14 protein-coding genes are annotated in these 16,331 nt (G+C 46.2%); 6 read left to right on the top strand and 8 right to left on the bottom strand.

Annotated features, from left to right (window positions below):
- Positions 1-273: 273 nt before the first annotated feature.
- The 7 genes from K7R10_RS02245 to K7R10_RS02215 form a co-directional block, all read right to left on the bottom strand.
- Complete coding sequence (locus K7R10_RS02245) at positions 274-1,344, bottom strand: M20 family metallo-hydrolase (protein WP_224483060.1); 1,071 nt, start codon at positions 1,342-1,344, stop codon at positions 274-276.
- On the bottom strand, positions 1,341-2,114 hold the full coding sequence (argB, locus tag K7R10_RS02240) for an acetylglutamate kinase (RefSeq protein ID WP_224483059.1): 774 nt from the start codon (positions 2,112-2,114) through the stop codon (positions 1,341-1,343). The genes K7R10_RS02245 and argB overlap by 4 nt, the downstream gene beginning before the upstream one ends.
- A gap of 520 nt (positions 2,115-2,634) precedes the next feature.
- A complete protein-coding gene (locus tag K7R10_RS02235; RefSeq protein WP_224483058.1) occupies positions 2,635-3,588 on the bottom strand; it encodes an N-acetylornithine carbamoyltransferase in 954 nt (317 codons plus the stop codon).
- Positions 3,585-4,733: an aspartate aminotransferase family protein gene (locus K7R10_RS02230; protein WP_224483057.1), complete on the bottom strand. Its 1,149-nt coding sequence runs from the start codon at positions 4,731-4,733 to the stop codon at positions 3,585-3,587. Before K7R10_RS02230 ends, K7R10_RS02235 begins: the two co-directional genes overlap by 4 nt.
- Before the next feature lie 13 nt (positions 4,734-4,746).
- Positions 4,747-5,721 (bottom strand): N-acetyl-gamma-glutamyl-phosphate reductase, encoded by a 975-nt coding sequence (gene argC / locus K7R10_RS02225; RefSeq protein WP_224483056.1) that lies wholly within the window; start codon positions 5,719-5,721, stop codon positions 4,747-4,749.
- Complete coding sequence (argG, locus tag K7R10_RS02220; RefSeq protein WP_224483055.1) at positions 5,718-6,905, bottom strand: argininosuccinate synthase; 1,188 nt, start codon at positions 6,903-6,905, stop codon at positions 5,718-5,720. Before argG ends, argC begins: the two co-directional genes overlap by 4 nt.
- Entirely contained in the window at positions 6,902-7,531 is a 630-nt protein-coding gene (locus tag K7R10_RS02215) for a GNAT family N-acetyltransferase (protein ID WP_224483054.1), read from the bottom strand. The genes argG and K7R10_RS02215 overlap by 4 nt, the downstream gene beginning before the upstream one ends.
- Positions 7,532-7,845: 314 nt before the next feature.
- Between K7R10_RS02215 and pabB the strand changes: the two genes are divergently transcribed.
- Complete coding sequence (gene pabB, locus K7R10_RS02210) at positions 7,846-9,153, top strand: aminodeoxychorismate synthase component I (protein ID WP_224483053.1); 1,308 nt, start codon at positions 7,846-7,848, stop codon at positions 9,151-9,153.
- Positions 9,154-9,542: 389 nt separating this feature from the next.
- Here pabB and K7R10_RS02205 read toward each other — a convergent pair whose 3' ends face one another.
- Positions 9,543-9,764, bottom strand: coding sequence for a hypothetical protein (locus tag K7R10_RS02205; RefSeq protein ID WP_224483052.1), 222 nt, complete (start codon positions 9,762-9,764; stop codon positions 9,543-9,545).
- Positions 9,765-9,777: 13 nt separating this feature from the next.
- Here K7R10_RS02205 and K7R10_RS02200 point away from each other — a divergent pair, with 13 nt between their 5' ends.
- From K7R10_RS02200 to K7R10_RS02180, 5 genes are all read left to right on the top strand, one after another.
- The gene (locus K7R10_RS02200; RefSeq protein WP_224483051.1) at positions 9,778-10,602 is read left to right on the top strand and encodes an alpha/beta hydrolase; all 825 of its coding nucleotides are present in this window, start codon (positions 9,778-9,780) and stop codon (positions 10,600-10,602) included.
- Positions 10,603-10,614: 12 nt separating this feature from the next.
- A complete protein-coding gene (gene tilS / locus K7R10_RS02195; RefSeq protein WP_224483050.1) occupies positions 10,615-11,937 on the top strand; it encodes a tRNA lysidine(34) synthetase TilS in 1,323 nt (440 codons plus the stop codon).
- Between the two features lie 58 nt (positions 11,938-11,995).
- Positions 11,996-13,840 (top strand): CocE/NonD family hydrolase, encoded by a 1,845-nt coding sequence (locus K7R10_RS02190; protein ID WP_224483049.1) that lies wholly within the window; start codon positions 11,996-11,998, stop codon positions 13,838-13,840.
- Between the two features lie 214 nt (positions 13,841-14,054).
- Complete coding sequence (locus K7R10_RS02185; RefSeq protein WP_224483048.1) at positions 14,055-14,402, top strand: four helix bundle protein; 348 nt, start codon at positions 14,055-14,057, stop codon at positions 14,400-14,402.
- A gap of 236 nt (positions 14,403-14,638) precedes the next feature.
- Positions 14,639-16,288: a solute:sodium symporter family transporter gene (locus K7R10_RS02180; RefSeq protein ID WP_224483047.1), complete on the top strand. Its 1,650-nt coding sequence runs from the start codon at positions 14,639-14,641 to the stop codon at positions 16,286-16,288.
- The last annotated feature ends 43 nt before the right edge of the window (positions 16,289-16,331 follow it).

Here is a 16,331-nt window from a genome sequence, read left to right as displayed (position 1 = left end):
TATGGGGTTATGGAGTTATGGAGTTATGGGGTTATGGGGTTATGGGGTTATGGAGTTATGGGGTTTATAAAGTTGATGGAGTTGATGAAGTTCTTTAACTTACAATCTAACATCTAACATCTAACATCTAACATCTAACATCTAACATCTAACATCTAACATCTAACATCTAACATCTACAATCTACCATCTACAATTTACCACTCACTACTCACTACTCACTACTCACTACTCTCCACTTTTCCTTAATCATTAAACATTAACAATTAATCATTAAACCATCCGTGAAGCTTTCATGATCAATTCCACATACATCGGAATCGCTTCTTCGATCTCGCTCACGTAAATAAATTCATCAGCTGAATGGGAACGGGTGGAATCTCCGGGGCCCATTTTCAGTGACGGACAACTCAATACTGCCTGATCGGAAAGGGTAGGGGAACCATAGGTTTTTCTTCCCATGCTCAGTCCGGCCTGTATAAGTGGGTGCGATTCAGCAATACTGGAGGAATTCAGCCGCAGGGAACGGGCTTTCAACCGGCAGGGGGCTTCCTTCTCCAGGATCTGCTGAATCTCTTTATTTGAGTAACAATCATTGACCCGTACATCGATGACCAGGTTCACCTCGGCGGGTACCACATTGTGTTGTGTGCCTGCCTTGACTTGGGTCACCGTCATTTTTACCGGCCCCAGTACCGGGGAGACTTTTTCGAACCGGTAATCCCTGAACCACTGCAAGACCTCAATGGTATTGTATATAGCCATGTCTCCGTTTGCATGGGCTGCATGTCCGGGAGTGCCGTTCACTTTTCCGTCGAAGACAACCAAACCCTTTTCTGCGATGGCCATTTGCATTTGAGTAGGTTCCCCCACTATAGCCACGTCGACCTCCGGAAGTTCTTTCAATACCGAGTTCAGTCCGTCAGGTCCGCTGCTCTCTTCCTCGGCAGAGCCAACGAATACCAGGTTATACCCAAGGTCTTCCCGGTCATATAATTCTGTAAAGGTTGCCAGCAGAGATACCAGGCATCCTCCCGCATCGTTGCTTCCGAGTCCGTAGAGCTTATCACCGTCTACCGAAGCATTAAAGGGATCTCTGGTATATGCCTCATTGGGTTTCACGGTATCATGGTGAGAGTTCAGCAGCAGCAGGGGTTTCCCCTCATGGTAATGCTTATTGAAGGCCCAGATGTTATTCTTCTTTCGCTCGAAGGGGATCTCTTTTTCCCTGAACCAGTTCTCCAGCAGGAGGGCGGTTTCTGACTCTTCCGAAGAAAACGAAGGGGTTTCTATCATTTTCTTAAGCAGGTTAATTGCTTCCGATGTCAGTGTCTGAGTGATCATAGGCTTAAAGTGGTTTTCAGGTGGTTGTCGTTCTTTATCATGGCGGCAGAGCCTATATGGATCTGTTTCACGCCCTTTTCAAGAGCATCAAAGCAGTTATGCAGTTTTGGCAACATGCCACCCTGTACCACTCCTTCCTCGATCAGGCTTTGATAGTAACGCTTATTGATGTGAGGAATGACTGTTTCGGCTTGTTGCGGATCCCTCAGCACCCCATTCAGTTCAAAACAGTAGTAAAGCTCCACTTCGAATTGCTGGCTCAGTGACACAGCGAGGGAAGCGGCCACTGTATCGGCATTGGTGTTTAAAAGTTGTCCGTTACCATCATGGGTGATCGCGCAGAATACAGGTGTCAGCCCGGTGTCTACGAGGGAGGTAAGGCGTTTGGTGTTCACCTGGCTTATATCACCGGCGAACCCGTAATCGATATCGGCTACCGGTCTCCTTACCGCACCGATCAGATTGGCATCGGCTCCGGAAAGGCCGATGGCATCGCAACCTCTGGATTGCAGTTGCACCACGACCTTTTTGTTGAGCAACCCTCCATACACCATGGTGATCACCTCCAGGGTTTGTTCACAGGTCACCCGACGTCCGTCATTCATTTGAACGGGTATGCCGAGTTGGGTGGCGAGGCTGCTGGCTTTTTGTCCGCCGCCATGCACCAGCACTTTCGGACCTTCGAGCTGCGATAAGTCATCCAGAAAACCCGAAAGCAGGCTTTCATGTTCCAGGATCTTACCACCAATTTTTACGATTTTTAGTTTCACGGTTTTCGTTTTTCGGTTTTCAGTTTTCAGTTTTCGGTAATGAGGTAATGGAGTAATGAGGTAATGAAGTAATGGAGTTTATGAGGTTCAGGTATTTATAATCCACAATTCACAATCCATAATCCATCATTTACCATTTATCATTCGCCAATTCGCCTATTTATCTATTAGCCAATCATTTGTTAGTTCTGGGGTGTTGGGATATGGGTTATGGGTTACGGGTTACGGGTTTCGGGTTACGGGTTACGGTTATACGGTTTTGAGGTTTTTATAATCTACCATTTACCATTTACCATTTACCATTTGTCATCTACCATTCCATTATTCTTCCCTTTAATAATTAAACATTAACAATTAATCATTCATATCTCCTTTCTCTACTCCCGACTAACGACTCACCATTAACAACTTTACAGTTATACGGTTATGGGTTACGAGTTACGAGTTAAGGGTTATGAGGTTTTTTACAATCTATCATCTACAATCTAACATCTACAATCTACCACTCACCACTCACCACTCACCACTCACCCCTCCCCAAAATAGCTTCCAACACTGCCTGTGCCACCCAGGTACGGTTGCCGGCCTGTTCGATGACCAGGCTTTGGTCGCTGTCTAAGACGGCATCTTCCACCACCACATTCCTGCGTACAGGGAGGCAATGCATGAACCTTGCGTTCCCCAGCTTCTCTTTGGTGATCATCCAGGAAGCATCTGTGCTCAGCACCTTTCCATAGTCACGGTAACTGCTCCAGTTTTTTGCATACACAAAATCTGCCTGTTCCAGCGCTTCGTCCTGGTTCTTGTTGATGGTGACCCCGGCTGTGATCCCGGGATCCAGGTCATATCCTTCCGGGTGGGTGATGGTCAGATCCATCTCCAGCTGTTTCATCATCTTCACAAAAGAATTCGGTACGGCATGTGGCAGGGCCTTGGGGTGTGGTGCCCAGCTGAGTACTATTTTCGGTTTTTTCGTTTTCAGTTGCTCCATGGTATCGGTAATGGTCAAAGCATCGGCCAGGGCCTGCAACGGGTGAGCTGTGGCGCTTTCCATATTGATGACCGGCACTCCGGCATAGGCAGCAAACCCCTTTAAGATCTTTTCCGCCCGATCTGCTTCCCGGTCGCTTAGGGTGGGGAAGGCCCTGATGGCAAGCAGGTCGGCATACTGCCCGATCACGGCAGCGGCCTCTCTGATGTGCTCGGCTTTATCGGTATGCATACGGGTGCCATCTTCAAATTCCATCTTCCAGCTGTCACTGTCGAGGTTTAATACCATCACATCCATTCCAAGGTTCCTGGCTGCCTTCTGGGTGCTCATTCGTGTACGCAGACTGGCGTTAAAGAACAGCATGCCCAGGGTTTTGTGTTTTCCCAGCGATTCCTTTTGAAAAGGATCACGTTTGAAAGAACGGGCTCTGTCCAGCAACAGGTCGATTTCTGTAATGTCATTCAGGTCATGAAATTGCTTCATGGAGTAGTGGAATTTACAGTTGATAATTCTTTTCTCAGGGCAAGGGTCAGTTGCTCTGAATGTTTCTCTTTAACGGTCAGGGGCGGTAATAACCTGATGAGCTGTTTATCAGATGAGCCCCCCGTGAATACCCCCTGACTGAGTAGAAGGCTCTTCCTCAGAGCAGCCACCGGAAACTCAAGTTCGATACCTATCATGAGCCCGCGACCTTTAACAGCTTTGATCTGATCCAGGGAGGAAAGTTGCTTTTTCAGAAATGCCGATTGTTTATTCACCTCTGAAAGTAGGTCTTCACTCTCGATAACCTCCAGTACGGCGAGGCCTGCCGCACAAGCCAGATGGTTTCCGCCGAACGTAGTGCCCAGCATACCATGTCTGGCCTCTATATCGGGATGGAGAAGTATGCCTCCAATGGGAAATCCATTCCCCATTCCTTTTGCGATGGGTATGATATCAGGCGTTACTCCGGCGTGCTGAAAGGCAAAGAAGGCACCGCTTCTTCCGAATCCTGACTGAACCTCGTCGGCTATGAACATGCTTCCGTAGCGCTTGCACAAACTGCTGATGCTTTGCAAAAATGCATTCGAAGCCACCTGCAGACCACCGACCCCCTGAATGCTTTCGATGATCACGGCACAAACATCCCCCTGAGCCAGTTCTTTTTCCAGCGCTTCAAGGTCTTCCCAGGGAAGTATGACGGTTTGGTGATATTTATTGAGGGGCGCTTTTATGCTTTCATTATCTGTAACAGCCACCGCAGCCGAAGTTCGTCCGTGAAATCCCTTTTCGAAGGCGATCACTTTTGACCGACCGGTTGCAAATGAGGCCATTTTTAAAGCGTTTTCATTGGCTTCTGCTCCTGAATTGCATAAGAAAAGGCGGTAATCTTCACAACCTGAAAGGATTCCCAGTTTTTCGGCATACTCCTGTTGCAGCGGATTCTGAACCGCATTGGAATAGAAGGTAAGCTTGTTAAGCTGTTCAGTGATGCGTTGTATATAATGCGGATGGCTGTGACCGATCGAGATCACGGCATGCCCGCCGTAAAAGTCGAGATACGCCTTCCCGTTTTCGTCATAAACAAAGATATCTTTGGCAGATACCGGAGTGACCGGGTAGAGCGGATATACGTCGAATAGTTCCATAGCGTCTTGTTTTTTAGAAATAACTGGCTTTTAGTTTCAGGCCGGTTTGTTCAGCTAAGCCGAACATCAGGTTCATATTTTGAATGGCCTGGCCCGAAGCCCCTTTTACCAGGTTATCGATCACCGAGGTTACCAGCAGCTGGTCTTCGTGTTTATGCAGGTGGATAAAACAATGGTTGGTGTTCACCACCTGTTTTAAATGCAGCGGCTCATCTGAAACATGCACAAATGGGGCTGATTCATAATATTCCCGGAAGATAGCGCCGGCTTGGTCCAGGCTTCCTTCATACTGCAAATAGCTGCTGGCCATGATGCCCCTGCTGAAATTACCACGGAAGGGAAGAAACATGATCTGCGAATCCTTTCCGCTTTTATCTGACAGGCTTTGGTTGATCTCTCCAAGATGCTGATGGGTAAAAGGCTTATACCAGCTGATATTATTGTCTCTCCAGCTGAAATGGGTGGTGTCGGAGGGTGAAGCACCTGCTCCGGTACTTCCGGTTATCGCATGGGTATGTACGGTATCGGCTATGCTCCCGTCAGCAGCTAGCGGAAGTAAGGCAAGCTGTATGGCGGTGGCAAAACAACCCGGATTGGCAACAGCGCTGGATGTGATGATCTCCTGCTTGTTCAGTTCCGGGAGTCCGTATACATATTCTTTCCCCTGGTGCTTTGAATCGTCTTTCAGACGAAAATCATTGCTGAGGTCTATGATTTTGGTGTGTTCAGAAAACTCATGCTGCTCCAGAAAGGCCTTAGACCTTCCATGACCCAGGCAAAGGAATACCACATCTACTTCTGCATTGATATCAGCAGAATAGTTCAGGTCAAGGCTGGCTTTCAGATCCTGATGTACCGATGAGACAGGGGTGTCAGGCCTGGTGGTGCTGTAAACGAAGTCTATAGCTGCCTCCGGATGAAGACTCAGCAATCGCAACAGTTCTCCGGCGGTATATCCCGATCCTCCTATAATACCGACTTTTATCATGATGCTTTGTTTTTTACGGCTTCAGCAATTTTTGAACCGGTTGCATGGATCTTGATAAAACCTTTGGCTTCCTGTGCACTCCATTGCTTATTCATCTCTCCGTAACTTCCGAAGTCACTTTGCATCATATCAAAAGGTGATTCGATACCATCGAGGGTAAAGCGATACGGGTAAAGGCTTACCCATACATCACCGGTCACCTGTTTCTGGGCGTCGGTTAAAAAGGCTTCGATATTGCGCATGACCTCGTCTGTATACTGTCCTTCGTGCAAAAGCATCCCGTACCAGTTAGCCAGGTATTCCTTATGTTGTTGCTGCCATTTGGTGAGTACATGTTTCTCAAGCAGGTGGTGAGCCTTGATGATTACCAGCGGTGCGGCTGCCTCGAAACCGACCCTCCCTTTGATCCCGATAATGGTATCACCCACATGGATATCTCTTCCTATGGCAAATGACGATGCCAGGTCCTGTAGTTTCAGGATGAGATTCACCGGGCTGTCTTGTTGTCCGTTGATGGCGGTAAGTTCACCTTTTTCGAAGGAAAGCTTCACCTGTTCTGTACCCATATTCTGCAGCTGGCTGGGGAAGGCTTCTTCCGGAAGGGGAAGTTTGGAGCCCAGGGTTTCTGCACCTCCCACACTGGTTCCCCAGAGGCCTTTATTGATACTGTATTTGGCCTTGTTCCATGACATATCAACCCCCTTTTGAGAGAGGTATTCGATCTCCTGTTCCCTTGAAAGCTGCTGGTCTCTGATGGGGGTGATGATTTCAATCTCAGGGGCAACCACCTGGAAAATCCCGTCAAAACGCACCTGATCGTTACCTGCTCCGGTACTGCCATGGGCGATATAACCGGCCCCGATTTTTTTGGCATGTTCTGCCAGGGCCATAGCCTGAACGATACGCTCGGCGCTTACCGAAAGCGGATAGGTTTGATTCTTTAGTACATTTCCGAAGATGAGGTATTTGATCACCTTGTCATAGAATTCCTGAACCCGGTCGAGGCATTCAAAACTGCTTGCGCCCAGTTTCAGGGCTTTGTTTTTCATCTCTTCGATCTCTTTTTCATCGAAACCACCGGTATTCACACTCACGGCGTGAACGGTGTAGCCCTCTTCAGAAAGGTATTTTACGCAATATGATGTATCCAGTCCGCCGCTGTAGGCCAGTACGATATCTTTCATGATTCTTGTTTTTTTGTCGTTTTAAATAGCAGTTGCTGTTTGATCTCTTTCAGTCTTTTCCAGGTCTTGGAGTCGTAGGGATGTCTCTTTTTTTCATTCTTCTTCTTATCCGGATCGTAGAGCATCCCGGTACAGAGACACATTTTGCGTTCTGTTCGGGTGAGGATATCAAAATTTTTGCAGGTCTGACAGCCCTGCCAGAAGGTCGGGTCATCGGTTAGTTCTGAAAAGGTCACAGGTTCATAGCCCAGATCATAATTGATCTTCATGACGGCCAGCCCGGTGGTGATCCCGAATATCTTGGCTTTGGGGAATTTCTTCCTGCTGTGCTCAAAAACCTTTTGTTTGATCTGAGTGGCCAGTCCGCGCCCTCTGTAGTCGGGGTGTACGATAAGCCCCGAGTTGGCAACGAATCTGTCATGACTCCAGGTTTCGATATAACAAAACCCGGCGAAGCGGTCGTTATCGATAGCGATAACCGCGTTGCCGTTGGTCATTTTGGTGCGAATGTATTCAGGGGTTCTCCGGGCGATACCGGTACCTCTCTTTTCTGCCGAATCGGCTATAGTGTCCACAATTTCCTCAGCAAAGCGGAAATGCGAAACATCAGCAACAACAATGTGCATCTGCTGTGATAATTAAGTAACTAATAGGATTTTAACTGGTCTTGGAAGGGGAACCGGACTCACCTGGGTTCCAGAAGTTATAGTGCACCCTTACGGGCGACGACGCAGAATAGGACGACGGCGAACAGGAATAACCACATAAGCGGGAGTAGCCTGGAAAAGGCCTCTCAGAATTGCTTCGATATGTGTGATTATTTTCTTCATGTTTTTGATCCGCCACGCGAATTGAACGACAAGTATAGACATTAATTATTTACCAACCTATTTATTGTTTGTTAAATTTGAATTCTTTTTTGGAAAAGCAGCAAGAACAGATGAAGCGAAGCACTAAGATTTACCATATAGAAAACCCTGAAAAGATAAAGAACGCCCTGCTTATCTGGGCGCGGGAAGAGGAGGAAGTTGCCTGGCTCGACAGCAATGATTATGCACAAAAGCACAGCAGCTTCGATGCGGTTCTTGCCGTAGACGGATTGACGGCTCTGCAGACCGATTATCATCAGGCTTTCGATGAACTGGCAGAATACAGAAAGACAACCGGCGACTGGCTGTTCGGTTACCTTACCTATGACCTGAAGAACGACCTTGAAAACCTGCAGTCAGGAAATCATGACAGCCTGGGTTTTCCTGAACTGTATTTCTTTCAGCCGAAAAAGATCATTATGCTGAAAGGCCATGAGCTTCAGTTTCTGTACCTGGCCATGGTCGATGATGAGATCACTTACGATTTTGATGCTATTCAGAGGTGTGCTGAGGTAGGTCAGGAGCAGGTTGATTCTTTAAGGTCTGTTCCAAAGATTCACATGCGTATTCATAAGGATGCCTACCATGAAAAGGTACGCAGCTTACTGCATCATATACATCGTGGCGATATCTACGAAGCCAACTTTTGCCAGGAGTTTTATGCAGAGGATACCGAGATAGATCCGTTGAAAACCTATCAGCGGCTTAATGCGATCTCTAAACCACCTTTTGCTACCTATATGCGTTTAAGGGATCGGTACCTGATCTCGGCTTCTCCGGAAAGATACCTGCGGAAGAAGGGTGAGCAGATACTTTCACAGCCGATCAAGGGAACAGCCCGAAGAGCTTCGAATGCGGCTGAAGACCTGATGCTGGTAGAGGCGCTTGGCAGAGATCTAAAAGAGCGCTCAGAGAACGTGATGATCGTTGACCTGGTACGAAATGATCTGTCGCGGGTAGCTGTAAAGGGAAGCGTTGAAGTGGAGGAGCTTTGCAGAATCTACACGTTTGAGCAGGTACACCAGATGATCTCAACGGTAAAAGGAAGGGTTCTGAAAGATACAGACCCCCTGGATATTATACGAGCCACCTTCCCTATGGGTAGTATGACCGGGGCTCCCAAGATCTCGGCTATGAAGATCATCGAAGAGCTCGAGGAAACCAAAAGAGGTCTGTACAGTGGCGCGGTAGGTTATTTCACTCCGGAAGGAGATTTTGATTTTAATGTGATCATCAGAAGCATCTTATACAACGCGGCGAAACGATATGTGTCTTTTTCTGTAGGAAGCGCCATCACCGCCAGGGCCACTCCCGAGAACGAATATGAAGAATGCCTGGTAAAAGCGAAGGCGATGAGGGAGGTACTAGAGGGAGAATGATTAATGTATAATTATTAATGATTAAGGGTTAAGAAGTGGAAGTAATGAATGGTAAATGATAGATTGTAGATGTTAGATCATGAATTCGGAATTGAGTCAGGTATGATCAAAAGTGAAGTCATTTCTAACCTTTTATATGGGTAAGAAAGCCGTCGGAAGACCGGATTCCTAAGAATAAAACCATGAAAGATCCATCGGTCAAAGATTTCAATAAGGATGACATGCCCGTCTAAAGGTGAATGGGTAATATTGCTACCAAAAAGTACCTTCTCCTTTCCCTTTGTGGGAAGATGACTTTGAAAAGCAATATCTGATGGGCGAGACATTGTGTAGTGAAGCATATAATTAGATTATCGATCATCTTTTAAGTTCAAAGATGAATGTATATCTTACATAACCAATAACCAATAACCAATAACCAATAACCAATAACCAATAACCAATAACCAATAACCAATAACCAATAACCAATAACCAATAACCAATAACCAATAACCAATAACCAATAACCAATAACCCATAACTGTATAACCGCATACCTGCCTGCCGTCAGGCAGGACCGCATCCCCGCATCCCCGCATCCCAAAATTTCCTACCTTTAAATCATTCAAAAGTTACTTTCAGATGCAATACCACGGCTTCGAACTCAAATGCCACAAGCGTAAAATATTCGGACAATACTGGTACGATGATGATCCCAGGGTGCTGGTGATACTGGTACATGGTATGGGTGAGCACAGTGGCCGCTATTCGCATTTTGTGGTACCTGAACTGGTGGCTGCGGGTTGTGCCGTGATCGGTTTTGACCATTTCGGTCATGGTCACAGTGAGGGTAAGCGAGGCGTGAATCCCGGTTATAATGCGGTGCTTGACAGTGTCGCGAAGGTCATGAAAAAGGGGCGTTCTGTTTTTCCGGAGATCCCGGTATTGCTCTACGGGCATAGCATGGGTGGTAACGTGGTATTGGGATATATGCTGGAAAGGGAACATGACCTGCAGGGTGTGATCGCTACCAGTCCGTTTTTGAAACTCGCCTACAAGCCTTCCGGAGTCAAAATGTTTGCGGGAAAAATGCTGGGGAAGCTACTTCCCGAAATGACCATGTCGAGTGGTCTGGACCCCAATATGATTTCCCGTGACAAGGAAGAGGTAAGGCAATACCTTGAAGATCCCCTGGTGCATGAACGGGCGAGTGCTTCATACGTTTTTCCCTTTCTTGAAATGGGGGAGAAGATCCTTGAAAAAGCAGAAGAAATAAGAACCCCGGTTTTTCTTGCGCATGGTACCGGAGATGGTATCACTTCGTGGGAAGCCAGTAAGGCTTTGGCAGAACGATCAGATTTAGTAAATTTAAAGTTGTATGATCAGGGATATCATGAATTGCATAACGATCTTGTAAAGGAAGAACTTATGAATGATCTGACCACCTGGATCGACCAAACAACCTAATGTCACCCTTTTATGACCCAAGAATTTCACAGGCATCTTCGCCTGAACTTTCCTTTTTATACAAATTCCAGGATACTTATCGCAATCAGTGGGGGAATCGACAGTGTGGTGCTGGCCTCTCTTATGCGTACTGTTTCAGAGAATATCGCTTTGGCCCACTGCAATTTCGCACTTCGTGGTGAAGAAAGTGATGCCGATGAGGCTTTTGTAAAGAAATTAGGAGGCCAATACGATATTCCGGTATTCACAAAGCGATTCGATACCGAAAAGTATGCAACATCAGAAAAATTATCGACTCAAATGGCAGCCAGGGAGCTGCGCTACAACTGGTTTGATCAACTCATGAGCGACCACGGCTATGATTACCTGATGACGGCTCATCACGCCGACGACAACCTGGAAACCTTCCTCATCAATCTTTCGCGCGGAACCGGACTTGATGGGCTTACCGGCATACCTGAAAGGCATGGGAAGATTCTGAGGCCTCTTCTCCCTTTTTCAAGAGAGGAAATCAAAACTTATGCTTTGAATGAGAAACTTGAATGGCGGGAAGACAGTAGTAACCGGGAGAATAAGTACCTCAGGAACCAGTTGCGAAATAAGGTGATACCCAGGTTTAAAGAGGTCAATGACCGGTTGCTTTCCAACGTTACCAAAACGATCGGTTACCTGAAAGGATATAACGAGATACTCGATCGTCATATCAGGGAATTGCGGTCACTGTATTTTATAAAGGATGGAAATTATGGGTTCAGAATTCCTTTAGGCCAGCTGCAAAAGCTGGAGCCTCTCGAATCTTACCTGTATGCGTTCTTCCGGGAATATGGGTTTACAGCCTGGGACGATGTGAAGAACCTTCTGGAGGCACAAAGCGGTAAATTCCTGTTGTCACCCACCCACAGGCTGATCAGAGACCGGGACTATCTTTTGTTGCAGCCTTTGGAGGAAGGACCTACCAGGGTTCCGAAAGTCTACAAGCTTCAGAAGGAGCTTACCAATATTTTTGACCCCCTGACCTTGCAAATGCAAGAGGTGACAGCGCTGGGGAAGACAGACGAACATACCATTTATGTTGACCGGGAAAAGCTTAAGTACCCCCTGATCATCAGGAAATGGACAGAGGGCGACAGGTTTCAGCCTTTCGGATTGAAGGGGTCAAAGAAGTTGAGCAAGTTCTATAAAGATGAAAAGTACAGCCTTGATCAGAAAGAAAGGCAATGGCTGTTGTGCAATGGTGACGATAGTATTATCTGGGTTATCGGAAAACGGGCTGATGACCGTTTCAGGGTCACCGATAAAACCAAAAAGATTCTTAAAATTTCGCACTATGTATAGAAATCCTGGAGAGGTTCATTAGATTTAGGCTTTTAAAGCCAAAATTATCTGATTAACTATGAAAAGATTTCTTACGCTGCTGGCGCTTATCTCGTTTCTTACCCTAAGTGCCCAGGAGGATTACAACGTAAAAGACCACTACGATAAGACTGAAGTGATGATCGAAATGCGCGATGGCATCTCACTTCATACCACTATTTACAGTCCGAAAGACACTTCCAGGGAATATCCCATCTTGCTGCAGCGTACTCCATACAGCGCCAGGCCTTACGGTGCAGACCAGTATCGTTCAAAGATCGGTCCGAATGAGACCATGATGAAGGAGGGGAATATCATCGTTTACCAGGATGTAAGAGGGCGTTGGAACAGTGAGGGGGTTTACGACAATATGCGTCCATATATCCCGGAGAAGAAAAGGAAAGAGGTTGATGAGGCATCAGATACTTACGATACCATCGACTGGCTTGTGAAAAATGTACAGCATAACAACGGAAGGGTTGGGATCTGGGGTATATCGTATCCCGGTTATTATTCGACCTATTCATTATTAAGCAAACACCCTGCGCTTAAGGCAGTATCTCCCCAGGCTCCGATAGGGGATTTCTTTTTTGATGATTTTCATCACAACGGCGCGTATTTATTAAGTTACTGGCGTGCGACGGCTTTGTTCGGCTACATGAAAGATAAGCCGATGACCGAATCGTGGTATGAATTTCCCGATATGGGCACCCAGGATCAGTATCAGTTCTTTCTGGATGCGGGTCCGCTGTCGAACCTCGATCAGTATTACGGAGAAGACAATGTTTTCTGGCAGCAACTGAAAGAACACCCGAACTATGATGAGTTCTGGCAAAAGCGGGGTATCATACAGCATCTCGAGCAGGATTTTGATGCCGCCACCATGGTGGTGGGAGGTTGGTTCGATGCAGAAGACCTTTATGGACCGTTGGAAACCTACGAGACATTGGAAGAACACGGTAAGGGGTACAACACCCTGGTCATGGGTCCGTGGAGTCATGGCGACTGGGCACGTTTAAAGGAGCGCCAGGCAGTGGGTAATGTATACTTCGGAGATAATATATCTCAATTTTTCCAGGAGAACATAGAAACCGTTTTCTTCAATCATTTTCTGAAAGGCCCGGCCAGCGGAGAGACCGGATTGCCGGAAGCTTATGTCTATGATACCGGAGCGAATAACTGGAGTGAATTCAGCCAGTGGCCCCCCGAAAATGTAAAGAAAAAGACTTTTGGTTTGGGCACCAGCGGATATATGGGAGAGATCATGACCACAGAATACAGCTTCAGGGAATTTGTGAGCGATCCGAAAAAACCGGTGCCTTATTCTGAAGATATAAAAGTGGTTTTTACGCCCAGAAAATATATGACTGACGATCAGCGCTTTGCTGCCAGAAGGCCGGATGTGCTGGTGTATGAAACCGAAGTACTGGAGGAAGACCTGACCCTGGCGGGAGATATCATGGCCAGGTTAAGGGTGTCGACCACGGGAACCGCTGCCGACTGGGTGGTGAAGGTGATCGATGTATGGCCTGCCGATGCTGAAGATTTCCCGGAGACCCAGGATCACCTGAAGATGAGCAACTACCATATGATGGTCAGAAGCGAAGCCATGAGAGGCAGGTTCAGAAACAGTTTTGAGAACCCGGAGCCTTTCGAGCCTAATAAGGAAACCGCGGTAGACATCAAGCTGCAAGACGTATATCATACCTTCAAGAAGGGGCATAAGATACAGGTACAGATACAAAGTACCTGGTTCCCGTATATCGATATCAACCCGCAGACCTGGGTAGACAATATCTTTGAAGCAAAAGAAAGCGATTTTCAGAAGCAGACTCATAGAGTGTATAACAATTCGAAGATTGAGTTTACGGTTTTGGAGGAATAGTCAAACGGTCAGAAGGTCAAGAGGTCAAGAGGTCAAGAGGTCAAAAGGTCAGGAGGTCAAGAGGTCAGGAGGTCAAGAGGTCAAGAGGTTAATAGGTTAGGTGGTCAAATGTATTGAGAAGTAAGACTTATATTTGACTTGCTAATCGGTAAGTAATTACTGTTAAAAATAAAGATGTAGAATAAAATCTATATCTTTATTTTTTTGCAGAGCAATGAACCATACGAAACTGGAAGTTTACAAACGCAGCAGACAATTGATTGTTTCGGCTTATCCTTTAATTGATAGTTTGCCAAAAAGTGAGGAGTTTCAATTAAAATCTCAAATGAAACGATCTTTAATTTCTGTCCCTTCGAATATTGCAGAGGGGGCAGCCCGAGGGTCAGTTAAGGAAATGATACGTTTTTTAAACATTGCGATCGGATCTATGAAAGAATTTGAAACCCAATTGCTGATATCCAGAGACCTTAAATTTCTAAATGATATAGAAATGATTTTGGCGGAAGTGGATATCATTTGTAAAATGCTTTATAAACTCAAAATTTCTCTGAAAAATAAATAGGGTTACATTGATTGCCTGACCTCCTTTCCAAAATAAGAGATATGAGATGAGTGTAACTGGAAGCACCTTTTCTGATTTCTTACTTCAATCATCCGTGTACAATTTATAATTCACCTATTGACTTTCTCACTTTCTCACTTCCTGACTTTCTGACCTTTTGACCAAATTCAAAATGTTCCGGTCTTTTTAAAAACATTCTGTTATATTCGCAAGAACTAACTAATACTATTCTGAATATGGCAATTCTTTCCTTTGTAGGGTTTACCCTGCTCGTAGGTATTATTTCTTATTTCGCTACCAGAAAGACAGATGAAGGTACTTCCGATGGTTATTTCCTGGGTGGCAGATCGCTTACCGCAGGAGTGGTGGCCGGTTCTTTGCTGCTGACCAACCTTTCCACAGAACAGATCGTCGGACTGAACGGACAGGCATACACCGAAGGGATCCTGGTGATGGCTTGGGAGACCCTGGCAGCGATCGCCATGGTGGTAACAGCGGTATTCCTGCTTCCGAGATATCTCAAGGGCGGACTCACCACTGTACCTCAGTTTCTTGAAACCCGTTATGACAAAGGAACCAAAACCATAGCTTCAGGGCTGTTCTTATTGGGGTACGTCGTGATCTTTTTACCTATCGTACTCTACTCAGGCTCCCTGGCGATCTCTACCATGTTTGATGTACCCGGGCTGCTTGGTGTAAATCTGGAGACCTCAATCTGGATCTGTGTATGGGGAATCGGAATCATCGGTTCTATCTATGCTATCTTCGGTGGGTTGAAGGCCGTAGCAGTTTCAGATACAGTGAATGCAGTCGGACTTCTTATAGGTGGTATTATGATTCCGATATTCGGACTCATCATGATCGGAGATGGCTCGTTAGGGGAGGGGATCACCACCCTTATAAATGAGGCTCCTGAAAAATTCGATTCTATTGGTGACCGAACCGCTTCAGTGCCTTTCAGTACCATCTTTACCGGGATGATGCTGGTACAGCTGTTCTACTGGGGAACCAACCAGGCGATTATTCAAAGAGCCCTGGCGGCCAAAAACCTGAAGGAAGGTCAGAAAGGATTATTACTGGCAGCATTTATCAAAATATTAGGTCCGCTTATCGTGGTACTTCCCGGTATCATCGCTTTCTATATGTTCGGTCCGAATTTGGAAACACCCGATCAGGCATACCCGCTTTTGATCAATAAAGTATTGCCTACTGCCTTGCTCGGTTTCTTTGCTGCGGTGCTTTTCGGAGCCATTCTGAGCTCGTTTAACTCGGCTCTGAACAGTTCGGTGACGCTTTTCAGTATTGATTTCTATAAGGAATACATCAATAAAGATGCTTCAGAAATGACCGTTATTAAAAACGGAAAATATTTTGGGATCATACTTGCTATCGCTTCCATGTTGATCGCTCCCCTGATCGCGAAAGCACCACAGGGATTATTCGGATACCTGCAGGAGGTGAATGGTTGTTATTCCATTCCGATCCTCACGATCATCGTAGTGGGATACCTTACCAAAAGAGTACCCGCCATTGCCGCGAAGATCGGGATCATCTCAGGAAGTGTGCTGTATATTATCAGTCAGTTCATTCTGAAGCCCATACTTGCCGACAGGGCGGTCGAAAAGGCTCAGGCAGCCGGGATCACTGATCCCGATAAGCTTGCTGAGGTGGCAACATTATCGTATCCCCATTACCTGCACGTGATGGCAATTCTTTTTGTGGCCAATATCCTGATCATGCTGGTGATCGGAAAATTCTATCCGCGTCAAACAGACTTCGAGCTGGAATATACCAGAAAGGTAGAGATTACTCCGTACCGTTATCTTGCCCCTGTGGGTATTGGTATCGTGGCATTGGTAATATTTATTTATGCCTATTTCGCTTAACACAGCTCGCAATCAGATACATCATAAGCCTTCCCTTCGGAAG

The organism is Robertkochia aurantiaca, assembly GCF_020166495.1.
In the GTDB taxonomy this organism is placed as follows: Bacteria; Bacteroidota; Bacteroidia; order Flavobacteriales; family Flavobacteriaceae; genus Robertkochia; species Robertkochia aurantiaca.
Note: the sequence above shows the minus strand (reverse complement) of the source record. Positions and strands in the feature narration are given on the sequence as shown.